17 protein-coding genes are annotated in these 23,310 nt (G+C 47.1%); 10 read left to right on the top strand and 7 right to left on the bottom strand.

All coding sequences use genetic code 11. The features are described from left to right. Window positions 1–168: 168 nt before the first annotated feature. From QUA27_RS06950 to QUA27_RS06940, 3 genes are all read left to right on the top strand, one after another. Window positions 169–4,326, top strand: a complete 4,158-nt coding sequence (locus QUA27_RS06950) for a chemotaxis protein CheB (protein ID WP_333067146.1) — start codon at window positions 169–171, stop codon at window positions 4,324–4,326. A 396-nt stretch (window positions 4,327–4,722) separates the two neighbouring features. After that, the gene (locus QUA27_RS06945; RefSeq protein WP_333067145.1) at window positions 4,723–5,106 is read left to right on the top strand and encodes an endonuclease domain-containing protein; all 384 of its coding nucleotides are present in this window, start codon (window positions 4,723–4,725) and stop codon (window positions 5,104–5,106) included. Between the two features lie 200 nt (window positions 5,107–5,306). Continuing rightward, window positions 5,307–6,047 carry an HAD family hydrolase gene (locus QUA27_RS06940; RefSeq protein ID WP_333067144.1) on the top strand — a complete coding sequence of 247 codons (741 nt, stop codon included), beginning with the start codon at window positions 5,307–5,309 and terminating at the stop codon, window positions 6,045–6,047. A gap of 46 nt (window positions 6,048–6,093) precedes the next feature. On the opposite strand, the gene QUA27_RS06935 is transcribed toward QUA27_RS06940, so the two are convergent. Next, the gene (locus QUA27_RS06935; protein ID WP_333067143.1) at window positions 6,094–6,585 is read right to left on the bottom strand and encodes a GNAT family N-acetyltransferase; all 492 of its coding nucleotides are present in this window, start codon (window positions 6,583–6,585) and stop codon (window positions 6,094–6,096) included. 102 nt (window positions 6,586–6,687) lie between these two features. Then, complete coding sequence (tsaD, locus tag QUA27_RS06930) at window positions 6,688–7,761, bottom strand: tRNA (adenosine(37)-N6)-threonylcarbamoyltransferase complex transferase subunit TsaD (RefSeq protein WP_333067142.1); 1,074 nt, start codon at window positions 7,759–7,761, stop codon at window positions 6,688–6,690. Between the two features lie 330 nt (window positions 7,762–8,091). Between tsaD and QUA27_RS06925 the strand changes: the two genes are divergently transcribed. The 4 genes from QUA27_RS06925 to ilvN all read left to right on the top strand — a co-directional run bounded on the left by QUA27_RS06925 (window position 8,092) and on the right by ilvN (window position 10,767). Further along, window positions 8,092–8,580: a Photosystem I reaction center subunit III gene (locus tag QUA27_RS06925; protein ID WP_333037176.1), complete on the top strand. Its 489-nt coding sequence runs from the start codon at window positions 8,092–8,094 to the stop codon at window positions 8,578–8,580. A 117-nt stretch (window positions 8,581–8,697) separates the two neighbouring features. After that, window positions 8,698–8,826 (top strand): photosystem I reaction center subunit IX, encoded by a 129-nt coding sequence (gene psaJ / locus QUA27_RS06920; protein ID WP_333037175.1) that lies wholly within the window; start codon window positions 8,698–8,700, stop codon window positions 8,824–8,826. A gap of 258 nt (window positions 8,827–9,084) precedes the next feature. Then, entirely contained in the window at window positions 9,085–9,897 is an 813-nt protein-coding gene (locus QUA27_RS06915) for a carbon-nitrogen hydrolase family protein (protein ID WP_333067141.1), read from the top strand. A 351-nt stretch (window positions 9,898–10,248) separates the two neighbouring features. Beyond that, window positions 10,249–10,767 carry an acetolactate synthase small subunit gene (ilvN, locus tag QUA27_RS06910; RefSeq protein ID WP_333054405.1) on the top strand — a complete coding sequence of 173 codons (519 nt, stop codon included), beginning with the start codon at window positions 10,249–10,251 and terminating at the stop codon, window positions 10,765–10,767. A 127-nt stretch (window positions 10,768–10,894) separates the two neighbouring features. On the opposite strand, the gene QUA27_RS06905 is transcribed toward ilvN, so the two are convergent. Together QUA27_RS06905 and QUA27_RS06900 are read right to left on the bottom strand one after the other, a co-directional pair. Beyond that, entirely contained in the window at window positions 10,895–14,440 is a 3,546-nt protein-coding gene (locus QUA27_RS06905) for a sensor domain-containing protein (protein ID WP_333067140.1), read from the bottom strand. 179 nt (window positions 14,441–14,619) lie between these two features. Further along, the gene (locus QUA27_RS06900) at window positions 14,620–15,858 is read right to left on the bottom strand and encodes a transposase (protein ID WP_333067139.1); all 1,239 of its coding nucleotides are present in this window, start codon (window positions 15,856–15,858) and stop codon (window positions 14,620–14,622) included. A gap of 92 nt (window positions 15,859–15,950) precedes the next feature. Here QUA27_RS06900 and QUA27_RS06895 point away from each other — a divergent pair, with 92 nt between their 5' ends. Further along, window positions 15,951–16,955, top strand: coding sequence for a zinc-dependent alcohol dehydrogenase family protein (locus QUA27_RS06895; RefSeq protein WP_333067244.1), 1,005 nt, complete (start codon window positions 15,951–15,953; stop codon window positions 16,953–16,955). A gap of 524 nt (window positions 16,956–17,479) precedes the next feature. Here QUA27_RS06895 and QUA27_RS06890 read toward each other — a convergent pair. The 3 genes from QUA27_RS06890 to QUA27_RS06880 all read right to left on the bottom strand — a co-directional run bounded on the left by QUA27_RS06890 (window position 17,480) and on the right by QUA27_RS06880 (window position 21,813). After that, window positions 17,480–19,153, bottom strand: a complete 1,674-nt coding sequence (locus QUA27_RS06890; RefSeq protein ID WP_333067138.1) for an asparagine synthetase B family protein — start codon at window positions 19,151–19,153, stop codon at window positions 17,480–17,482. An 84-nt stretch (window positions 19,154–19,237) separates the two neighbouring features. Beyond that, entirely contained in the window at window positions 19,238–20,683 is a 1,446-nt protein-coding gene (locus tag QUA27_RS06885) for a protein kinase domain-containing protein (RefSeq protein ID WP_333067137.1), read from the bottom strand. A 125-nt stretch (window positions 20,684–20,808) separates the two neighbouring features. Then, window positions 20,809–21,813: a LysR family transcriptional regulator gene (locus QUA27_RS06880; RefSeq protein WP_190663891.1), complete on the bottom strand. Its 1,005-nt coding sequence runs from the start codon at window positions 21,811–21,813 to the stop codon at window positions 20,809–20,811. 236 nt (window positions 21,814–22,049) lie between these two features. On the opposite strand from QUA27_RS06880, the gene QUA27_RS06875 reads away from it, so the two are divergent. Both QUA27_RS06875 and QUA27_RS06870 read left to right on the top strand, forming a co-directional pair. Beyond that, on the top strand, window positions 22,050–22,763 hold the full coding sequence (locus QUA27_RS06875) for an NnrU family protein (protein ID WP_333067136.1): 714 nt from the start codon (window positions 22,050–22,052) through the stop codon (window positions 22,761–22,763). A 45-nt stretch (window positions 22,764–22,808) separates the two neighbouring features. Continuing rightward, entirely contained in the window at window positions 22,809–23,186 is a 378-nt protein-coding gene (locus QUA27_RS06870) for a thioredoxin family protein (RefSeq protein ID WP_333067135.1), read from the top strand. Window positions 23,187–23,310 lie beyond the last annotated feature (124 nt).

Genomic DNA, 23,310 nt, shown 5'->3' with positions numbered 1-23,310 from the left:
TAAGACGGTTGCACCATGCGAGTAACTCAAGGTGAAATTACAATAGTCCGCATGACATTCTTCGAGGCTGACGATATTGGTTGGCTGCGAATAAGTGCGGTTTAAGTGGATCTTATGAACTTATTTCCACAAAATACACGATAATAGATCGCGCCAGCTACCATCGACATGAAACCATCAGCAAAAAACGATGCCCCCTTTCCGATAGTTGGGATTGCCGCCTCAGCAGGAGGGTTGGAAGCATTCAGGGGGTTACTGAGCAATTTACCTGCAGATACGGGTATGGCGTTTGTGCTGATTCAGCATTTAGCGCCCGATCACAAGAGTATGCTCGCCGAGATTCTCGCGAGAGTCACGGAAATGCCTGTTAGTGAGGCAGAAGACGGCATGGCTGTAGAGCAGAATCAAGTCTACGTCATTGCGCCCAACACCAAGATGGTGCTGTCTAAAGGCGTGCTGCAACTATCACCCCGCGAGAAGGTTTATGGCAAATATATGCCGGGAGATGCGTTTTTTACGTCATTGGCAACCGATCGCGGACACAAAGCGATCGGCGTAGTATTATCCGGGGGAGACGGAGACGGTTCACAGGGGCTGAGGGCAATAAAAGCAGCCGGAGGCATGACTTTTGCTCAATGTGAAGACACGGCAAAATTCGATAGTATGCCGAATACCGCTGTTGCCACAGGGAATGTCGATTTCATTCTGCCACCGGAAAAAATTGCCGAGGAACTGGCAAACTACAGTCGCAGTCCCCTTCTCTCTTCCACGATTTCTCTGAAAAAAGTTGAGGAATCCCCCCAACAGGCAGATGCCCTGGCAACTATTTTTGCGCTGCTAAAATCGAGCGCAGGCGTAGATTTTAGACACTATAAACCCACGACGATCGCTCGGCGCATCCAGCGGCGGATGGTGTTGTACAAGCTGGAAAGCTTGGAAGATTACGCCCAAAACCTCCGAGAAAATTTGGCTGAAGTCAAAGCTTTATATGAAGAAATCCTGATCCACGTTACCAGTTTCTTCCGCGATCCCGAAGTATTTGAAAAGTTAAAAGAGCTGGTTTTCCCCACAATTACCCAAAATAAATCGGCAAACGATCCGATTCGGATTTGGGTGGCGGGATGTTCCACAGGTGAAGAAGTTTATTCGATAGCCATGTGCTTGTTAGAGTTTTTGAGCGATCGAATCACCCAGCCGCCGATCCAGATTTTTGCCACCGACATTAGCGAAAACGCGATCGCCAAAGCGAGGTCTGGTTTCTACTTAGAAAACCAGATGGTAGACGTTTCACCAGAACGGCGTACTCGCTTCTTTGTTCGCGCCCAACAAGCAGACGGTTATAGAATCTGCAAGGCAGTGCGCGAACTGTGTGTATTTGCCCGACAAGACTTAGGCAGCGACCCGCCTTTTTCCAATGTCGATTTAGTTAGCTGTCGCAATGTAATGATCTACTTGGCAGAGCCATTGCAAAAAAGAGTGATGCCGACTTTTCATTACAGTCTTAACCCAACGGGCTTTCTCCTGTTAGGCACTTCTGAGAGTACCGGAAAATTTTCAGACTTGTTTACTTCAGTGGATAAAAAGTGTAAAGTTTATGCGAAAAAGTTGACTGCGAGTCGCCCCTCTTTTGCCTTTACGCGGAATTCCTATCCCGTCGCTAAAGCTGCTCAACAGCAGGGAGCGAATGAAGAAAAGTTGATAAATAGCTTTGACTTGCAGCGAGCAACTGACCAACTGATTGTGAATCGATATTCCCCACCAAGTGTGGTTGTCAACGAGCAGATGAAAATCATGCAAGTGCGGGGAGACATCGATCCTTACTTGAGAGTGGCAGCCGGAACGCCCGACTTAAACTTGCTGACTATGGCAAGAGAAGGCTTGATAGTTGAGCTGCGGACTGCGATTTCTCAGGCACAAATGCAAAACGTTACTGTTAGGAAAGAAAGGGTATCGGTGGCAGCGGGCGGACGATATAATATCGTCAATATTGAGGTGATACCGTTCCCGTCACACCCCGCCGCCGCACGCTATTTTTTGGTGCTATTTGAAGACGCTTTACCCGGAGCACTCAACTTCGGCACGCTCTCTTCTGAAAGCTCCGATCGAGGTGATTTAGATCCTGAAATTAAACTGCTGAGGCAGGCACTTGCCAGCGCTAACGAAGAAAAAATGGCGGCTCAAGCGCATTTGCAAGCGCTGCTCCTGGAGCAGGAAATTCTCAACCAAGACCTCACAATTGCGAACGAAGAAATCCTATCGAGCAACGAGGAGTTGCAAAGCACCAACGAGGAGCTAGAAACTGCCCAAGAAGAGATTCAAGCCACTAACGAGGAACTCACCACTACTAACGATGAACTTCGCAATCGAAATTTTGAACAGCAGCAGCTCAATAACGATCTGACAAATTTGCTTGCTAGTATTAATATCCCAGTCTTAATGCTGGCAAACGATTTACAGATTCGACGATTTACGCCAACGGCTCAGGAAGTTTTTAATCTGATTCCGACAGATATTGGACGGCCTTTTAACGATATTCGCTCGGCTCTTGATGTTCCTGATTTGTCAGGGATGATTTTGGAGGTGATTCGTACTCTCCAGACGAAAGAACAAGAAGTTCAAACTTTATCGGGATATTGGTACAACCTCCGCATTCGTCCTTACCGCACAGCGGAAAACAGGATTGACGGTGTGGTAATAGTTTTGCTCGATATTGATGCTCTTAAACGCAGTGCCACAACCTTGGAGGAGGCCCGAAGCTACGCTGAAACCATCGTGGAAACTGTGCAAACGCCTTTAGTCGCGCTAGATGCTGATTTGCTAGTGAATAAAGCAAATCGAGCGTTCTATAAAACGTTTCAGGTTTCACAGTCAGAAACAACAAAATGTTCGCTGTTTGAGCTAGGCAACGGGCAGTGGAATATCCCCGAATTGCGATCGATATTGGAAGATATTCTGGTTAGTGATGTTGAGCTTCAAAACTTTGAGTTGGAACACGTTTTTGAGCAGATAGGGCAGAAAACTATGCTGCTCAATGCTTGTAAACTTCAACGAGAAGACCGAGCTTTAATGATCCTGTTGTCGATCGAGGATATCACAGAGCGCAAGCAGTTTGAGACAGAGCGATCGCAGTTATTGGAGCAGGAACAGTTGGCCCGCCAACAAGCAGAAACCGCTAACCGTGCTAAAGATGAATTTCTCGCGAATCTCTCCCACGAACTCCGCAATCCCCTGACTCCGATCCTTGGGTGGGCAAACATCCTGCGTACCGGCGTGCTTAAGGAAGCAGCAGCGGATCGCGCTCTAGAGGTGATCGAGCGCAGCGCGCAGACGCAATCTCAGTTAATCGAAGATATCCTGGATTTTGCCAGGATTACCAATGGGAAGCTGGCTCTTAATATCAATTGGATCGATCTGGTTGTGGTGGTGCAAGCTGCGCTCGATGTGGTTCAATTATCAGCCGCAGCAAAAAACATTGAAATTGTTTCGCAGTTGAGTGATGCGACTGTTTTAGGTGATGCTGCTCGCTTGCAGCAAGTTGTGTGGAATCTTCTGTCTAATGCCATTAAGTTTACTCCTGCGGGGGGGCGAGTAGAAGTCACGCTGTCGGCGATCGAGAATCAGGCTCAACTTCAAGTCAGCGACACGGGAAAAGGCATTCGGCCCGACTTTTTGCCGTATATTTTCGATCGTTTCCATCAAGTCGATTCCAGCAGCACTAAGCGGAATCAAGGGCTAGGATTGGGTTTGTCGATCGTGCGCCATCTGGTAGAATTGCACGGAGGAACGGTGCAAGCTGAAAGTCCGGGTGAGGGACAAGGAACTACACTGACTGTGAGATTGCCGCTGCGATTGTTGCCTCAAGAGTTGACTTCGGCAATCAATTTAAAGTCAACTGTTTTGGTAGGGCCTTTAAACCCCTCAAATCATGTCGTCCCCTCTCTCGAAGGCTTGCACGTTTTAGTTGTAGACGATCAGATCGATACCCGGGAACTCTTAGAATTTGTGTTCCAAAGCTACGGGGCGGAGGTTTCGACGGTGGGCTCTGCCAGAAGTGCGATCGTTGCTATGAAGGAAAACCCCGGCAGATATGACGTGCTAATCTCGGATATCGGAATGCCAAAGGATGATGGGTATTTCTTAATTCGAGAAGTGCGAGCTCTTGCAGCAGAAGCCGGAGGAGAAATCCCAGCCGTTGCGCTGACTGCGTATGCGAGCGATAAAGAACGCGAAAGGGCGATCGAAGCGGGTTTTCAAATACATATTTCCAAACCTGTTCAGCCCGATCAAATAGCATTAATAGTTGCCAACTTAGCGGGAAGATCTTAATTGATTTGGAGTTGAGATTTATGATATTTGAGATTAGATTAGGCAGTTAAACTCTTGTCCCCCCCTTCTTAAGGGGGGTTAGGGGGGATCGATCCGAGATTAGGAGGATGATGACCAAATACGCTGGCGTTAATACCAATTTAACGTGAAGTTGCACATATCTCGATCCCCCTAAATCCCCCTTAAGAAGGGGGACTTTGAGCGGAATCTTGTCCCCCCCTTATTAAGGGGGGCTAGGGGGGATCGAGATATGTGCAGTCTCATAAAAAATTGGTATAACACTCCTTATCCCCCGGAGATCCCCCTCGCATCCCCCTTAAGAAGGGGAGTAGGGGTTGACTTTGAGAAGAGTATTGTCCCCCCTTCTTAAGGGGGGATCGATCCGAGATTAGGAGGATGATGACCAAATTAAACGACTCGAATTTCCACCTACCTTACAACCCAAAACTGATCCCTATCGCCAAGGAACTTCGGAAAAATCCAACTCCAGCCGAAAAGAAACTTTGGGAAGATTTTCTGAGAAATTTCCCTTTTCGAGTTTTGAGACAGCGGCCGATTGACAATTTTATTGTAGATTTTTATTGTGCTGCTTTAAGATTGGTAATTGAGGTTGATGGCGAGAGTCATTTTACCGAACAGGGGAAACAATATGATGCGGAAAGAACAGGGATTTTCGAGGGGTATGGACTGCAAGTTGTCAGGTTTACGAATGTTGATGTGTTGCAGTGTTTTGAGGGAGTTTGTCAGGAGTTGTTGGCTGCGTGCGATCGTCATTCTTAGGGCCAGCTCCCCCCTAACCCCCCTTAATAAGGGGGGGACAAGAGTGCGATCGGGCATCTCGTAATAGTTAAGGCCAGCTCCCCCCTAACCCCCCTTAATAAGGGGGGGACAAGAGAGTAAGGTTGCGCTAAAAACAATTGCTAAAAATACCACAATATGAGACTATACAAAAAAATATAATAATTACGGAGTTCAGATTCTTGGTAAATATTAAATGTCGGGGCATTACCTTCTCAAATATCGAAGCCGTAATCTTTGACAAAGACGGCACTCTAGAGGATTCTCAAGAATTTTTGAGACTGTTGGGGATTAAGCGATCGCGCCTCGCAGACGCTCAAATTCCGGGGGTTGGAGAGCCTTTACAAATGGCTTTCGGTATCGAAAGCGGCAGCATTGACCCCACGGGCTTGCTAGCAGTCGGTAGTCGCAGGGAAAATGAGATTGTTGCAGCGGGATACATCGCCGAAACCGGCAGGGGATGGCTGGAATCTTTAACTATTGCGCGCCGCGCTTTTGACGAAGCGGACGAAATGTTTAAAAATAGTGCTGTTTCTCCTTTATTTGTCGGCAGTTTGGAGGTGCTGAAATATCTTTCGGAAGCGGGTTTAAAACTGGGAATTCTTTCGGCGGCTACGACGGACGTAGTGCATAAATTTGTGAAACACCACGCATTAGGTGACTACATTCAGTTAGAAATGGGAGTGGATTCAACGGTTCACAAACCAGATCCGAAATTGTTTTTGGAAGCTTGTGAGAAACTCGGAGTAAATCCCGCAGCAACTTTGATGGTGGGAGATTCAGCGGGCGATATTCAGATGGGTAAAAATGCGGGCGCGGCTGGGTGTATCGGGATTTGTTGGGGGAAAGCCCAGGTTAGTCATTTGGAAAATGCGGATGTGGCGATCGCGTCTTTGGATGAAATTAAAATTTTACCAGATTGAGCAAACATCGCATCAATTCCGGTGGCACCGGAATTGATATCAGTTCCTACAAACAACGCAAACCCAGAATTACGACATCTCTTTCAACGCCGTCAAGTTCGGCAACTTGTGGCATATATCCCCACCGCTGAAAGCCAAATTTCTCAAACAATCTTACACTCGGTTGATTGTGAGCAAAAATTATTCCTATGAGAGTTTTAAGCTTCAATTCTGGACACCGCACAATTGCCGATTGCAATAAATTTTGTCCGATTCCGCAGCGTTGGCGATCGGGTGCGACGTAGATGCTAACTTCTGCTGTATGCTGATAGGCGGCGCGTCCGTAGAAAAGCTGAAAACTCAGCCAGCCAACAATATTTTGTTCTGATTCCATTACCAAAATCGGCCAGGAATTGGGCGAGTGTTCTCTGTACCACGGGAGGCGGCTTTCGACTGAGACTGGCTTTAAATCTGCTGTGGCCATTCTGCCCGGTATTGCTGCGTTATATATTTGGACAATTGCTGGCAAATCGCTTTCTTCTGCGTCGCGAATTTTCATCGTTTGGTTGACTGTTAACTGTTGACTGTTGACTGTTAACTAATGACTGTTGACTGTTAACTAATGACTGTTGACTGTTAACTAATGACTGTTGACTGTTAACTAATGACTCTTGTACAGTTCCATAATATCGCTGAGGGCCATTCTTGAATTTGCTCCCAAAGTCAGTGGCGATGTGTGTCCTCGCTGCAAGTGTTCTGCTGCCGCACAGCCGATCATTGCTGCGTTGTCTGTACAATATTTTAATGGCGGAAACAATACTCGCAAGTTGTGTTTTGCTGCTGCTGCTTGTAAGTGTTTTCGCAGTCCGCTGTTGGCTGCAACTCCCCCACCGACTACAATAGTGGTAAGCCCGAAATTTACGGCACAGTCGATCGCTCTTTTTGTTAAACCCTTGGCTACTGTTTCCTGAAAGCTAGCCGCAATATCATTAATTGTAGAGGCAGGCAAGATGCCTTCAGCACCCACATTGTTATTTTGTTTCTTGAGTTTCTGTACTAATTGCAAAACTGCGGTTTTCAAGCCGCTAAAACTGCTGTCGTAAGGATGGTAGCCGCCACCAGGCAATGAAATTCTGCCTTCTGGTAGAGGGTATGCTTGGGGATTGCCAAGGGCGGCCAATTTGTCAATCAGCGGCCCGCCAGGATATCCTAGCTGCAACAGTCTCGCAACTTTATCAAAAGCTTCGCCGGCGGCGTCGTCGCGCGTGTGTCCTACAGTTTCATAAACGCCGCAATCTTTGACATAAATAAAGCTAGTGTGTCCCCCCGAAACTAACAAACACAAAAACGGTGGCTGCAAGTCTGGTTCGGTAAGGTAAGAAGCGTAGATGTGCCCTTCGAGGTGGTGGACGCCTAAAAAAGGTTTTTGATGGACTATTGCCAAGCTTTTTGCCGCTGTCAGCCCGACCAACAATGCACCTACTAAACCGGGGGCACAAGTCGCTGCAATGCCGTCAATTTCTGACCAACTCAGGTTTGCTTCACCGAGACACTGGGCAATTACCTGATTTAGCATTTCTAGGTGACTCCGCGAAGCCACTTCCGGCACTACTCCGCCAAACTGCTCGTGGATTTTAATTTGTGATGCTACAACATTGCTGCAAACTTGACGATTCTTAACAATTGCTGCTGCTGTTTCGTCACAACTTGTTTCGATTGCGAAAATGGTTGCCATTAACTGGTAATTTTATTTGATAGGTTAGTTATTGCTAGCTTAACTAATTCGGCGCAAGTCCCCTCCTCTACCTGTACTCAGGTTATAGTTAAGGGATTTTTGACCGATCGACAGGTAAGGTCATCATGTGATGCAAGGAAGAAATATCCTCGCGGTATTGCTAGCTCAGCATTGACCTATGAAAATGCTAATCCCTCATTCTATTGGGATTTGCCGCATCAATGATGGATACTTTACACTGTCAACAAACACGGTAATCTGGATTCCAGATCGGCAAGTTGAAATGCTTGTACAAAAACTTATTGTTTTGTAACAAAAGGAAACAATTCCATGCGACGATTGTTTGCTGCAATTTTAGTGTTGAGTGTCTGGATCAGTTTTGCTCCAGTTGCTTCGGCTTACAATTTAGTGCCGTGCAAGGACTCTCCCGAATTCAAGGAACTGGCTAAAAATGCACGTTCTACCAATGGCGACCCGGCATCTGCGAAAGCAAGATTCGATCGCTATTCCCAAGCTATGTGCGGCCCGGAAGGATACCCGCACTTAATCGTAGACGGCAACTTGAGCAAAGCAGGGGACTTCTTGATTCCTAGCATACTGTTCTTGTATATCGCAGGTTGGATTGGTTGGGTGGGCCGTTCTTATCTGCAAGTTACCAAAAAATCAGCAACCCCAGAGGAAAAAGAGATTATTATCGACGTTCCTTTGGCAATCAAATGTATGCTGAGCGGCGTTTTATGGCCTCTGGCAGCTCTCACATCAATCACCAGCGGTGAAATGTTTGCGAAGGACGACGAAATTACTGTTTCCCCCCGCTAAAATTGGGAAATGGAGAAGAGCTAATAGCTAACAGTTAATTCATTAACTGGAAATTAGCAATTAGCCATAGACCGATCGGCAATTACCAACTGTCTCGAATTTTCAGGAGCAGAATTCATGCAATACTTTGTCAAGTTTCTTTCGACAGCACCAGTATTGGCTATCCTTTGGATATCTATTCAAGCTGCGGCTTTAATTGAATTTAACCGCTTTTTCCCAGACCTGCTTTTCCATCCAATGCCTTAAGATTTGAGACCAATTAGGTTGCAAAACCTAGGAGGTAAAAGTTGAGAGTTTTGATTTTTGAATTATGAGTTACAGGTTAATTTAAAGCTCAAATATCAAAACTCTCAAACCCTACCAGTTCGTGCTAGACAGCGTATAACTGGGTAAAATCCAAGGATATCAACTATTTAGTTATCAAATTAGTTACCAATGACTAATGACTAATGATTACTGACTAATGACTAATGACTAATGACTAATGACTAATATTGTGAATCGATGAAGTCTTATCTCGCCGCAGCAATTCAAATGACTAGCTTGCCTGACCTGCAAAAAAATTTGGTTCAGGCAGAGGAATTAATCGACCTGGCAGTACGTCGGGGTGCCGAGTTAGTTTCCTTACCAGAAAATTTCTCGTTTATGGGAGAAGAAGAGGAAAAGATTGCTTCAGCAGAGGCGATCGGGCTCCTGAGCGAAAAATTCCTCAAAACGATGGCCCAACGGTTCCAGGTAACGATTCTGGGCGGCGGATTTCCAGTGCCGACTCCAGGGGGGAAGGTATACAATACTTGTTTGCTGGTAGACCCAAACGGCACTGAAGTGGCAAGGTACAGAAAAGTACATTTGTTCGATGTGGATGTTCCCGACGGCATTACTTACAGGGAATCGAACACTGTGAAAGCTGGTGAAGATTTGCCGTCGGTTTATGTGTCGCCGGATTTGGGGACGCTGGGACTTTCAGTGTGCTATGACGTGCGGTTCCCGGAAGTCTACAGGCATTTGTCGTACAAGGGGGCTGATATTTTGTTCGTGCCAGCGGCGTTTACTGCTTACACTGGCAAGGATCACTGGAAGGTTTTATTGCAAGCTAGGGCGATCGAGAATACTTGTTATATGATTGCCCCTGCACAAACTGGCCGCCACTACGGTCGCCGTCAAACTCACGGTCACGCGATGATTGTAGACCCTTGGGGTGTGGTTTTGGCAGATGCAGGTGACGAACCTGGTGTGGCGATTGCAGAAATTAATCCTGATAGACTAGAACAAGTCCGCCGCCAGATGCCGTCGCTGCAACACCGGGTTTTTCTGTGAAGGAATTTTGAGATTAATTGGTCTCAAAATTTCATTCCCCGTCAGCGACAAGACCTGAAAAGTTTTTATTCTAGCGAGAAATTGTGTAGGTTCGTACACAAAAAAAACTTAGATCGTGTGGGTGCGATCGACAAAAATAAGCGGGTGGGGGCGGATTTACGCCGATCTATGAGTGATATTGTCGATCGGACGTGACTAGGCGCCCCAACACCTTAATATATTGTTTTTTCCCGCAGATGAACGGCCAATAACTCGCGATAAAATATCTAATGCAGGTTCAATGGGCGTGCACTTCTGCTAAAAGGCGAATTAGCGAAAGTAGAATTGCACGAAATGCGTCTTTTTGGAGAAATGAAACACACTCTTTCGGTTTTAGTTGAAGATGAAGCGGGTGTCCTCACTCGAATTGCTGGTTTGTTTGCCCGTCGGGGTTTTAATATTGAAAGTCTGGCCGTTGGCCCGGCTGAGCAAGGGGGAGTGTCTCGGATTACGATGGTTGTACCCGGAGATGACCAAGTTATCGAGCAGTTGACAAAGCAACTGTACAAGTTGATTAACGTGCTTAAAGTTCAGGATATAACGGAAATTCCCTGTGTGGAACGGGAGTTGATGTTGCTGAAAGTTAATGCTGCTAGCGGGACGCGATCGGAGATCATTGAGTTAGCTCAAATTTTTAGAGCGCGAGTTGTGGATATTGGTGATGATACGCTGACATTGGAAGTTGTCGGAGATCCCGGTAAAATGGTCGCGATCGTCCAGGTTCTGAATAGATTTGGGATTAAGGAAATTGCTCGTACTGGGAAAATTGCCCTGACGCGAGAGTCGGGGGTAAATACTGAGTTTCTCAAGTCTTTGGAAGCGAAAGTTTAAGGAAGAAGGAAGGAGGAAGAAGGAAGAAGGAAGAATGTTTTAATTCCCAATTGCTAATTCCCGATTCCCTTTTCCCAATTCCCTTTTACCACTGACTACTAACTGATGACTAATGACTCCTGACTAATTACCATTTAGGTTGACTTTCTATCAAAAGTGAGGCTGCGATGCTGTCTATCGGCTTTGAGAAAAAGTATCCTTGTCCGTATTCGCATTGCAGCGCTCTGAGTAAATTAAGCTGTTCGATAGTTTCGATGCCTTCAGCAATTACATCCATACCTAAATGACTGGCTAAAATTAAAATAGTCTGTACAATCGCTTCGTTTCCTTCATCTTCAGTCATGCGACTAACAAAAGCTCGATCAATTTTTAAAGCATCAGTTGGAAAAGTGTGCAGGCGGCTCAAAGAAGAATAGCCAGTTCCGAAATCGTCAATATATAATTGAATTTCTAAATTTTTCAATTCTGCGAGTATAGCCACTGCAGATTCGGCATTCTCCATGATGACGCCTTCAGTAATTTCTACCTTTAAAGTGCGGGGATCTAGCTGAGTTTCTTGTAAAATTTCGCGAATGCGATCGATTAAATCCGGTTGTTTAAATTGTTGGTTAGAAAGGTTGACGCTGACAGTCAACGGCGGATTGGCTGGGAATTTTTGGTGCCACTCATGGATCTGATGACAAGCCGATCGCATCATCCACCAGCCCATAGGTATAATCAATCTAGTTTCTTCAGCTACTAAAATAAACTCGCCAGGAGATACGACACCCCGCTGCGGGTGATACCACCGCAGCAGCGCTTCAAAACCGCTGATTTTACCGGTAATTAGAGAGACGATGGGCTGATAGTAAAGCTGAAATTCCTGGCAGTCTAAAGCGCGTCGCAGGTCGTTTTCCAGTTGTAAAAGGGCGACGGCACGAGTGTGCATACTTAAGTCAAAAACTTCGTGGCGAGCTTTGCCCAATCCCTTAGCATGATACATGGCAGCATCTGCATCTCGGAGCAGTTCTTCCGGTCGATCGTACAATATGGACAACGGGACATTGGAAACAGGAGAGTCGGAAGATAAGCAAGACAAAGAAGTTTCCCGATCGATATTTCCCAGATTTTCGGGACTCGACAGTTTGCGGGTTTCCGTTGGACACGGAGGAACACCAGAACAAACAATCCCAATGCTAGCACTGGTAAAAACTTGATACTCGTTAAGGTAAAAAGGCTCTGCCAGTTCCGCTTGCACTCGTTCGGCAATCTGGATCGCATCCTCGGTGCTTTTGATATTTTCCAGCAAAATAGCGAATTCGTCGCCGCCGAGACGGGCAACGGTATCTCCAGCGCGCAAACAGATTCCCAGGCGCTGGGCGATCGCGATCAGCAACCGATCGCCCACTAAATGCCCCAAACTGTCGTTAACAACCTTAAACCGATCGAGATCGATAAACAGCACCGCAAACAAAATCTCGGGACGGCGTTTTGAAAGCTCGATCGCGTGTCCCAAGCGATCCATAAATAAAGATCGGTTGGGCAAACCGGTTAGCATATCGTGCAAAGCATCGTGTACTAACTTATCTTCGGCTATTTTGCGGAGGGTAATATCTTCGACAGTGCCTTCGTAGTAAAGTAAATTTCCGTCAGGGTCGCGAACTGCCCTGCCGTTCTCGGAAACCCAGATAGTAGTGCCGTCAGCGCGGTAAACTTGGGACTCGAACTCAGACACAAAACCGTGTTTTTCGATCGCGCGCAAAAACTCGACGCGCCGGTTGGGATCGACGTAGAGTTGGCGGTCTATGTCTTGGATGTTCGCGATCAATTCGGCGGCCGACTCGTAGCCGTAAATTCTCGCCAAAGCAGGGTTAGCGCTGAGGTAGCGGCCGTCGGGCGTTGTCTGAAAAATGCCTTCGATCGCATTTTCAAAGATACTGCGGTATTTCTCTTCCGCCTGTTGCAGGGCGAATTCTGCCTGCTTGCGATCGGTGATATCGGTCAACGTGCCTAGATAGCCTAGAACTTCCCCGCTTTTGGTCATTTCTGGCACTGCTTGCCAAAATACCCAGGTTGTGAAGTCACCGTTGCAAAAGCGGTATTCTAACTTACAGGGCAACTTCTCTGCGACAGCGCGATACCACTGGCTCAAAACACGCTCGCGGTCTTCCGGATGCAAACTTTGCGCCCAACCTTCGCCTAGTGCGTTTGGCGCAGTCAGTCCCGCCATCTCCAAAAATCGCTCATTGACGTACAAGCAATCTCCAGCAGCGTCGGCGCGGAAAATCCCGACCGGCAGTATTTTTGCCAAGGTGTAATAGCGGTATTCGCTTTCTAGCAGCGCGCTGGCAGCTACTTTCGTCTCGGTGATGTCAAACATTGCGCCTTGAAGGATGACAGACTTGCTTGCTTCATCGCGAACTGCGGTCGCTCGATCGCGGAACCAGACGACTCGGCCGTTGCGGGCGATCGCGCGGTATTCTGAAACCAGCGACCCCTCGCAGAAGATATCTTCTCCATCGCTGAATTTCTGTGTGGCATTTTCAACTAACACGCGGTCGCGGTCTTCTGGGTGAACGAGTTTCAGCCACAGGTCGGGGTCTGCTCTCCATTCAGCTACAGAATAACCCAGAAAAGTCTCGATTTGCGGGCTGATGTAAAGTTTGGCAGCCTTGCGGTTGAGGGGAGAAATGTAGGTGACAGCGGGCATTTGTTCTACCAGGGCGCAGTATTTCGCTTCTACAGTGGACAGTGCTGCTTCTAGGCGCTGCCGCTCTAATTCGGCGGCGGCCCGTCCCGCAAAGATGCTGAGAATTAATCGGAATTTGGCAAGATCTGGTTCGACCAAGGGTCGATCGTGAAAAATACAAATAATGCCTAAAGGTTCCCCGTAAGAGTTCTTCAGCAAGACTCCCAGGAAACTGCGCGCACCTTTAACTACCGGTCTGCGGTCTTCTGGAAAGGTTTCCCAGAGGTAGTCGGGACACGAATACATTCCCGCCTCGAGCACCCGCGCTTCGGGAGTATTGGCGGTGTCGAACTCAAAGTTTGGCTGCTGCTGTCCGTCGCTCCAAAAACTGATAAGTTGCAATCTATTGGTCGCAGCATTGGTGCGTGCCTTCGACTTAATCGATTTGGCAGCGACGGCGGTGCGAACTCCGAGTGCTGAGGCTAAGTGGCAAACTAAGGCATCAAAGAATTCAGCTCCCCCCGGCGAATCAGTAGCTGCTAGGATTTCGCCCAGCAAATGTTCTTCTAATTGCTCGGAAGCAGTAACTTTGGGAGGATTCTCGGCATTCGGGCGATCGGGATTGTCTCTCATCGAACCCGAAATGCTCAGATTTAGGGTTTTGCTAGTTCCAGGCCCCAAAAGAGGCGAAGAATTCACACTGAGGCGCTCTTGCTTGGTCAAGAATACAGCGCGGCCCATACCTAAAACTTTACCCAAGAAGCTGTCAGTTGCCGGCCACTGATTTGAGTTGGAGAAAATCAAAAAATTTTTCCGCATTTTCAATCCCACCGATAAATCGTCGGGCTTTAATTCTGCCAACTGCCTTTGCTCTTGGGCTAGCGGTAGACTGGGAGGCCTTCGGCGCCACTTGAGATAAATCGCGGACACCAAGGCTAAAATCGCCGATAATCCCAGAAGATATGCAAGAATCTCAAAGTAAAAAAATAAATCTAGCTCGAACATCGATTAGCACCGCTCGACAATTATTGTAGTTATCTGAAGCCAATCTATTTAAAAATAACTAAGTATCGTCACGGATGGGTAACGAATACAAGGTAAGATCGCCGTGAAGGCGACAAGAAAGTTAACAGTTGACAAAAACCGGGCAAGAATTGACATTACCGAACTTTTTATGTTTTTTTTTATACAGGATCAACCCGTACAGGTGAAACTGCAAACACATCTCTAGGGTTGGGGCACTCCTCTAAGGGTGAGTTTACGTTGAATTTTATAATCATCTTTAACCCTGCATTCACATCAGCATTAATCAGCCTTTTATTCAAAGACCGAAATAACCCACGTTTACCTCTCTTATGCTGGTAAGACTCTTGTTTACCGACAGGCTCTAAATCCAAAAAGCTGCACTTACTTGTATAATATGCTTCTGTAACTGTTACCTTGATACGTACTAACTCAGCTTTGTCAGTAATATTATTTACCAGTTGGATGTGAGGAATTACTACCAAAGTCTGATTCGTTTTTTTTCTTGATTCTATATTTTTTGTTCCAAAAAATTTTGTGCCAATAACTAGCTGCACAATTTTCTCATCCACAAACCGCTTGACAATCAAAATGCTGGTTTGATGAAAGTAGTTTTCTAATCGCTTGTTTCGATTAAAGGTGATTTGCTGGATTTGGCAGGTGGTAGATTTTTCCTGGTCAAGTTTTGACAGTAAAACTGATCGGCGCTGATTGAAACCTTGATTAATTGATTTGAAATGTTTTTTATCAGTGGGAGTAAATATTTGCTTATTGGATGCCAAAGCGACGAGGTGATCGCTCCCTAAATCTATACCTGCTATGAGGTGAGAATTTAAATCCACCAACCTTACAAGCTTTTGATGGGCAGCCTCAACAAAGTAGATCGCTGTTTCAAGACCTATCCCTACCTTGATTAACTTTGGGAAGTTTGTAGAAATTATTACGTCATTTTGATATAAATAAAGGAGTTCATTACTTTTGTCACCTCCTCTTTTTTGTAGCGATTGGTTATCATGACATAACTTGTTAGGTCCCCAGATTTGATGTTTGTATTGGGGGAGTATGGGGAGGAATGAAACTCGAGGTATATCTCGGTCATAAGCTATTCTTGACTTTTGGCAATCCTCCCAATGGTGAACAACTTGTTTGAGGATTTGCTTGAAAATTTGATTCCTAATTTTAGCAGGGAATGATTGAAAGCTGTCTGTAGGTTTTAAGATGGCAGATAACTGTCGAATAATTCTGCTCCCACCAAATTTAGACCCAGAAGTAAAAAAGTGTTTCCTCATAATATAATATTTACCATGAACGTATGGATTTATGGACAGAAACAATAAGTCATCAAACTGTTTATAAAACTGATGCTGCCTATCTATGTAAAGCCTTTCAACAACAATCATAAATTTTGGGATAAACGAAAAGTTTTTTTGTTGCTTTGCTAAGCAATATACAATAAAGTCTAGGGATGATCTGATCTAGTGTAACACCCATGATGAAAGCGATCGTTTTTCAAACCCCCGGAAGCCCGTCCGTATTGAAACTGCAAGATATCCCGGCCCCTACTATACAAACAGAAACTGAAGTTTTGGTACGGTTGCGAGCGGCGGGTATCAATCCGATCGATACTAAGTTGCGATCGCGCGGCACTTTTTACCCCGATAAAGCTCCTCACGTTTTGGGGTGCGACGGTGCTGGAGTCGTAGAGGCTGTAGGTGCTGGTGTGCAAAGTTTCCAAGTGGGAGACGAAGTTTTTTTCTGCAATGGCGGTATGGGCGGGTCGATCGGTACTTATGCTGAGTTTGCCGTTGTAGACGAACGCTTTCTCGCCCTCAAGCCTGCTGCTTTAAGTTTTGCTGAGGCGGCGGCGGCACCGTTAGTTTTAATTACAGCTTGGGAATCGCTGTACGATCGAGGGCGCTTGCAAGCCGGCCAAAAAGTGCTCATTCAAGCTGGTGCAGGCGGTGTCGGCCACGTCGCGGTACAGTTGGCGAAGTTGCAGGGGGCAGAGGTTTGCACGACTGTTAGCTCTGAGGAAAAAGCCAATTTTGTCAAGCACTTAGGTGCAGATTCAGTTATTTTATACAAAAATACCAATGTTGTCGATGAGGTTTTGACTTGGACTCAAGGACAAGGAGTTGATTTGGCTTTCGATACAGTCGGGGGAGAAACTTTTTACCAAACTATTCCTGCTGTGAAGATTTATGGAGATTTGGTAACAATTTTGGAACCCGATCCAGCTTTGGGCAATTTGAAAACAGCGAGAATGCGGAATCTGAGAATTAGTCTGGAATTAATGTTAACACCAATGCTGGAAGGTTTGGTGGAGGAACAGGAACAGCAGGCTCATATTTTGCAGAAGTGTGCTCGTTTGTGCGATCGCAACTTGCTAAAAATTCACGTCAGCAAAACTTTCCCTCTCGAAGAAGCGCAAGCCGCTCACGAACTGTTAGAAACAGGCTCAGTAACGGGTAAAATAGTGCTGGAAATTGGGGGTTAAAAATGCGGATTGTTAAATAAGAAATTCACAACTGATATCATGTCCGGTCGGGAAACCGCGATTGTTTTAGGGCGGATTCACTAAGAAGATCTGCCAATAATTGACAATCTAAAAAACTCGCCCCGACCGGGATATTATGCTTAATCAATCGGACATGATATGAAATTATTGGAGAGAAAGGTGCAAAATCCTGGTTAATAATTTTGAGAGACTTCTGGCTAATTCAACGACCAAGGTGAATCTTGGTTTTATATCAAATCCGTTGGCATCGGAATGATTCATCTGTCTCTTCGGTTTCTCTGTATTCTCTGCGCCCTCTGCGGTTTAATCATTCAAATACAACCGGAATTCATATTATTACACTGATGATTAAAAGGCTGGCAGCCTAAAAGATGTCAAATCGGTTCTATAAACAAGAGCGAAAACCGCATAGGGAAAATGCCGCTTTCGATCGAGAAATTTGGGAGTCAAGTGCTGAATTTGACACGCCCAAAGGCGCGGCGCCGTGTCCTAATTTGGGGTAACTAACGGCGATTCACTTGTAACCAAATTTCCAGCGTCACCAGCAGCCACAGCTTCAGCCCATAGCGGGGAAAAACTTCGCCACGATAGTTTAGCCACTCGCGGATTAGTGTTCGATCGAGGTAAGGCGCGATCGCCGCATGACGATTCAGCAGCAACGATCGCGCTTGCCGCTGCCAATCCCTCAAAAACCACTGCTGCATCGACATCACCATGCCGCTTTTCGGACGGTTGACAATGACATCGGGCAGCAAATCCGCCACAGCAGCTTTGAGAACCGCTTTTTCCTGCGCGCCCGAAAGCTTATATTCTGGCGGAATTTGCAAACTTAGTGCCACCATCTGCGAATCAAACAAAGGCGATCGAGGTTTTAGTCCCGCCGCAGCCGTGAGATTATTCACCTTGGTCAAAATGTAATCGGCTCCTTTAAACTCAATGTTGAGCCGCATCAGCCGATTCAAAAACGTCGTTTCTGTCTGTTGCAATTCCTCAGCAAAGACGGAAGGCGCATTCTTCACCCTTTCCCAAACCTCCGGCTTCAGCAAACGCGGCAAATCCACATAACATTTTTGAAACGAAGTCAAGTAAGCTGCGATCGGATCTGGTTTACCCTGAACCGAACCGTACAAACTATTCAGCAGCATCGGCTTATTTTTCGGCCCGCCAAAGCACGGATCGCCGCCTTCGCCATTCAGTACCACGTCTGCGAATTGCTTTGCCGATCGCCCCAGCAGCAAATTTGGCACCGTCAAGCCTTCCCCCACCGGATCATCCATCGCCGCCAGCGTTTCCGGTAGCAACTCCCAAATTTGCTGCGGCGAAACTTCCAAAACGTGGTGCTCAGTGCCACAATGTGCCGCAACGATGTTGGCAAATTCAATCTCGCTGGGATATTGAGCGCCAAAGTGCATCGAAAAAGTGTGTACCGGACGATCGTGCAGTCGCGCTGCTATCGCCGTGACGCAACTTGAATCAATACCACCCGAAAGATATGCTGCGACTGGTTCTCCCGCTGGTAGCGCTTCCTGCACCAGTTGTTCCAAAAGCGATCGCACTTGCTGACCGTGCCATTCCAAAGAGCGATCGGCGTTAGTAATTTGCTCCTGTGGCCGCCAGTATCTCTGCGCCTCAATATCCGGTAAGTACAGGTAGCTACCGGGCCGCAACTCTCGCACGGCTTCCCACAGCGTTTGTGCTCCGGGTACAAACGCACAGCACAAGTAGTCGCGCAAAGCAACTAAATCAAGTTCTCGATCGTGATACGGATTGAGCGATCGCAGTCGAGGCGCAATCCACCGAGTCGTTCCTGTACGGGTGTAATAGAGCGTTTTGGCTCCCACACGATCGCGCCCCAGACACAAGGTTTTCTCCTCTCTATCCCACACAGCAAGGGCAAATAGTCCTGACAGCAAGCTCAGTGTTTTAGTACCGTACTGCTCCCACAGCCGCCCGACGATCGCCAAATCGGTCAATCCATCTGTGTCAATCTGTTGTTGGAGCATGGGGCTGCGATCGAAGCAGCAGTCACCTACGAGCACAAATCGCTGATCGGGGCTGAAGGTGGGTTCAGATCCGATTATGGCAAAACGGGAAGTTTCCCAAATTGAAGGGTGCGATCGGGCTTCTGGGCCCCAAGCAATCACCCAATTCGGGTAGATACACTTCTGAGTCTGCATTTTAAATTAGAGATCTCCCATAATTATTGTGGAACAGGCCGGAAAGCCTTTTCAAAACAGGCAATTCTTGCTATGACTATTACATTAAAAAACGTTTGAAAGTAACTTATAAATCAAGCGAAAAATAGCTGTTCCAGCGATCGCACCCAAAGCACCCAACCATCCCGCAAACAACACGCCCGCGATCGGAGAATTCGGATAAATCGCAAGTGCCGCCGTCTGCAAAGCCGGGAAAAACCACAGCAAAGCCAGAGTACCTGCACCAATAATCAACATCTCAGTTTGTTCGATCGCCCTGCGGTACTGGCCGTAAATCAAACCCGCCACAATCATCCCCAACAATCCGATACTCAAGCCTGGAGAGGGCAGCAAACTCGTCAGGGCGATCGCCAGCACCCCCGCCTCAAAACCCGTAAACGCCGCCCCCGACAAAACCTCCCAGATCGAAAAAGTCGCTCTCTGCGAAGGTTGCAGCCCTCCCGGAGGCGTCGCCGGAACCCGTATAGGAGGAGGCAGAGTCGGTTGAAGAGGTATCGGAGGTGGCGCCACCACGACTGTAGGTGGTTGAGAATGTTGTTGAGGCCCAGACATCAGAGCCGCTTCCACCTCACTCGCAGATTGAAAACGCTGGCTGGGAGCTGATAATAACATTCGATCGAGAACGTGAGCCAAACGCGAGCTTACCTGCACCCGTGACTGCCAATTCCACTCGTTTCTGTAACTATCAAACAGCTCTGTCGGCTGCAAACCACTCAGCAAAGTAATACAAGTTACAGCCAAAGCATACAAATCCGTTGCCGGATAAACTTCTTGCCCGCTCATCTGTTCTGGCGGAGCATAACCCAAAGAATAAATACCAGTCGAACCTTTTGCACTCCCAACACTTTGTGTTACTTGTTTAACAGCCCCAAAATCTAATAAATAAAGGCGACCGTTTTTACCCCGCATAATATTAGCAGGTTTAATATCACGGTGAATCGATCCGCGAGAGTGAACAAAATCGAGAACCTTCAAAATTTCCCGCAGCACCTCCACCGTTTCCGCCTCCGAAAACCTGCCTTTAACAGCTAGTTCATCCTCCAAATTTTTACCGTCAATAAATTCTTGAACCAGATAGAAAAACTGATCGTTTTTTCCCGGCTGCAAACTCGTAACAGTAAGCTCAAAAAAAGCCAGCAAACTCGGAATTTGGGAATGTTCGTTTCCCAGTTCTTCCAGCACCGCCGCTTCCCGTTCAAACAGAGTTTGAGCGATTTTTAGCTGGGGCGGAGTCAGAGTTACCGACGGCTGCAAAAGTTTAGCCACGCACTGCCGCATCGCCGGCGTATAGCGGTCTCTGGCCAAAAATGCCGCCCCAAAACCGCCTTGACCCAACAACCTCACGGGCAAATAGCGCCCGCTCAAAATCATGGGCATCCCGCAAGCCGTGCAAAACTTTTGCTGCACGGTTTTCAGCAGCGAACTGTCATCTAGGTCGGGAAAAGAGTTTTGAGGGCGCGGGCAGCCCGGTCGGGTGCAGTAAACTTCCATTTTTGTTTGCTAAGAAGAAGGAAGAGGGAAGAAGGAAGAGGGAAGAGGGAAGAAACAGCGATTGTTAAATCAGATTTGGATTTCTCAACTAACCGCGAACTGCTAACTGCCAGCGACCTAAGAGATTAACTTCCCGCTGAGTTGGGAGTTGCTATTTCTATGAATCCCAAATCGAGGGCCGGGGGTTCTTTCTTCTCCAGGATGGTCGAATAAGTAGCAAACTGGGGCAAAATTTCATTGCTGAAAGCCTCTGCTGCTTTAGAACGGTAGCGGTTGGGGTTGTAAATCAGCGACAAAATGCGAGTTACCAAAACTTCGTCCATTTGAGATTTGTGCAAGACGCCCATGAGCAACTCTTTTTCGATCGCCGAAACCGAGACAAAAGCAGCTCCCAGCCCCGACTGAACAGCATTTTTAATTGCTTCGATCGAATTTAGTTCCATCTCTATTTTCAAGCGGCGCGTGTCTATGCCGCAGCGAGTCAGTACCTGATCGATTACTTTGCGGATCGTAGACTGCGAATCGAGGGATATAAACTGCAATTTGTAAAGGTCTTCTTTTTGGATACTTTCTTGTTGTACCATGGGGTGAGATGGAGGCAGAATCAGAGCCAGTTCGTCCTCAGCGTAAGGAACAATTTCTAAAGCTTCTACAAGTTCGGTAGGAATTTCTCCGCCAACAATTGCCAAATCGATTTGCCCGTTTGCCACACTCCACGCCGTGCGGCGGGTCGAGTGAACGTGAAGCTGTACTGCTACATCCGGGTACTTTTGACGAAACATCCCGATCATCCGGGGCAGCAAATAGGTTCCCGTTGTTTGAGAAGCGCCGACGATCAAAGTACCGCCTTGGAGATTTTGCAAGTCTTCCAGAGCTCGACAAGTTTCTTGGCAAAGCGATAAAATTTTCTCGCCGTAACTCAGCAGCAGGTGTCCGGCTTCGGTCAGTTGCGCCCGCCGCCCCCCCCGGTCAAACAGCGGCACGTCCAACTGTCTCTCTAAGTTTTGCACCTGCAAGCTAACTGCTGGCTGGGATACATAGAGGCTGTCCGCGGCGCGTTTGAAGCTTCCTTCAGAGGCGATCGCCTTGAGAATGCGTAACTGGTCTAAAGTGAAAGGAAGGTCAGACATATATCTAAATTGTCAGTTGTCAGTTGTCAGTTGTCAGTTGACGGTTGACGGTTGACTGTAGGCAGCGAACAGCAAACAGCGAACAGTCAACAGCGAACAGTCAACAGCGAACAGCGAACAGTCAACAGTCAACAGCGAACAGTGAACAGTTAACTGACTGATAACCGCTGAATGCTCCCATAGATACTTTGTGACACAAATTGGCCGAGAATCAATAACTTTTCTTAATATTTGCAATGACGATCGACTTGGCGCTCGACTCCCACTTAGTTATTCTGGGCCTGTTACTGGTTTTTGCGATCGCCCACAGCGGTTTAGCAGCCCTCCGGCCCAAAGGTGAAAAGCTGATCGGGCCGAGACTTTACCGCGTTTTGTTTGCCCTTGTCAGTTTGCCGCTAGCCGTCATTCTGATTGTCTACTTTTTCAACCACCGCTACGACGGGGTGCAGCTTTGGCAAGTACAGGGCGTCCCCGGAGTTAAACCGGCAGTTTGGATACTTTCAGCAATTTCCTTTCTGTTTCTGTACCCAGCAACTTTCAACCTCCTAGAAATTGCCGCCGTCCAAAAGCCCCAAGTTCACCTCTACGAAACTGGCATCATTCGCATCACCCGTCACCCGCAAATGGTCGGACAACTGATTTGGTGCGTGGCCCACACCCTGTGGATTGGCACTAGCTTTACCCTCGTCACTTCCATCGGTTTGGTACTTCACCACCTCTTCGGAGTTTGGCACGGCGACAGGCGACTTCAGGCTCGTTTTGGAGAATCCTTTGAAACCATCAAATCTAGAACCTCAATCATGCCTTTTTTGGCAATCCTACAAAAGCGTCAAACCCTTGATTTGCTTGAGTTTCTGCGCCCTTCATACGTAGGTGTAGTCATTTTTACTGGTTTGCTGTGGGAAATTCATCCTTTTTTGATGCGTGTCACTAGGAACATATACTGGTAGCATGATCCCTAGGATAGAAAAAAAATTATTAAATTTTGAGGGATCATGGTGTTGTCGGTTAGCGAACGCACTTTTGCACAAGAGGTGTTTCAAGCCTCTACCCCCGTTTTAGTTCACTTTTCGGCTCCTTGGTGCGGTTTGTGCCGCGCGATCGACCCCACGCTTAAGACTTTTGAAGCACAGTGGGCAGAAAAAGTCAAGCTGGTCGGGGTGAATGCCGATCAATGTTTCAAATTGGCCCACACTTATCGGTTGACAAGTCTGCCCACGCTGATTCTGTTTGAGGGCGATAAAGTTCGATTTAGATTGGAAGACTACAAAGGACGCGAGGAACTGCGGCGGACTCTGGATTCCTGGATGCTCGCGGCTCACGTAGCTTCCCCATCTCAACGGCTGCAACTTCAGGAAGTAGCCAAGCGGTAATGGTCTCAAGGCATTAGGATCTTGTTTAGAAGGCATTCGGCTTTTATGTCGGAAGCAGAAGGCATTCCCCATTTGTGCATCAAGCATCGGACACCAAAATAAATCTCGCAGTCTTGAACCCACA

The sequence above is a fragment of the Microcoleus harperi Pol14_C6 genome (genome assembly GCF_036701295.1).
GTDB lineage: Bacteria > Cyanobacteriota > Cyanobacteriia > Cyanobacteriales > Microcoleaceae > Microcoleus.
The sequence above is the reverse complement of the archived record's forward strand: the minus strand, read 5'-3'. Positions and strand labels throughout refer to the sequence as shown.

What these genes read in the sequence shown, in the direction of transcription:
- QUA27_RS06890 (WP_333067138.1), bottom strand. Translation starts at nt 19,153, where the DNA reads ATGCAGACTCAGAAGTGTATCTACCCGAATTGGGTGATTGCTTGGGGC.
- QUA27_RS06915 (WP_333067141.1), top strand. Translation starts at nt 9,085, where the DNA reads ATGAAGTCTTATCTCGCCGCAGCAATTCAAATGACTAGCTTGCCTGAC.
- QUA27_RS06870 (WP_333067135.1), top strand. Translation starts at nt 22,809, where the DNA reads ATGGTGTTGTCGGTTAGCGAACGCACTTTTGCACAAGAGGTGTTTCAA.
- QUA27_RS06925 (WP_333037176.1), top strand. Translation starts at nt 8,092, where the DNA reads ATGCGACGATTGTTTGCTGCAATTTTAGTGTTGAGTGTCTGGATCAGT.
- QUA27_RS06950 (WP_333067146.1), top strand. Translation starts at nt 169, where the DNA reads ATGAAACCATCAGCAAAAAACGATGCCCCCTTTCCGATAGTTGGGATT.
- QUA27_RS06900 (WP_333067139.1), bottom strand. Translation starts at nt 15,858, where the DNA reads ATGATTGTTGTTGAAAGGCTTTACATAGATAGGCAGCATCAGTTTTAT.
- tsaD (WP_333067142.1), bottom strand. Translation starts at nt 7,761, where the DNA reads ATGGCAACCATTTTCGCAATCGAAACAAGTTGTGACGAAACAGCAGCA.
- QUA27_RS06945 (WP_333067145.1), top strand. Translation starts at nt 4,723, where the DNA reads ATGATGACCAAATTAAACGACTCGAATTTCCACCTACCTTACAACCCA.
- QUA27_RS06935 (WP_333067143.1), bottom strand. Translation starts at nt 6,585, where the DNA reads ATGAAAATTCGCGACGCAGAAGAAAGCGATTTGCCAGCAATTGTCCAA.
- QUA27_RS06905 (WP_333067140.1), bottom strand. Translation starts at nt 14,440, where the DNA reads ATGTTCGAGCTAGATTTATTTTTTTACTTTGAGATTCTTGCATATCTT.
- psaJ (WP_333037175.1), top strand. Translation starts at nt 8,698, where the DNA reads ATGCAATACTTTGTCAAGTTTCTTTCGACAGCACCAGTATTGGCTATC.
- QUA27_RS06875 (WP_333067136.1), top strand. Translation starts at nt 22,050, where the DNA reads ATGACGATCGACTTGGCGCTCGACTCCCACTTAGTTATTCTGGGCCTG.
- QUA27_RS06885 (WP_333067137.1), bottom strand. Translation starts at nt 20,683, where the DNA reads ATGGAAGTTTACTGCACCCGACCGGGCTGCCCGCGCCCTCAAAACTCT.
- QUA27_RS06880 (WP_190663891.1), bottom strand. Translation starts at nt 21,813, where the DNA reads ATGTCTGACCTTCCTTTCACTTTAGACCAGTTACGCATTCTCAAGGCG.
- ilvN (WP_333054405.1), top strand. Translation starts at nt 10,249, where the DNA reads ATGAAACACACTCTTTCGGTTTTAGTTGAAGATGAAGCGGGTGTCCTC.
- QUA27_RS06895 (WP_333067244.1), top strand. Translation starts at nt 15,951, where the DNA reads ATGAAAGCGATCGTTTTTCAAACCCCCGGAAGCCCGTCCGTATTGAAA.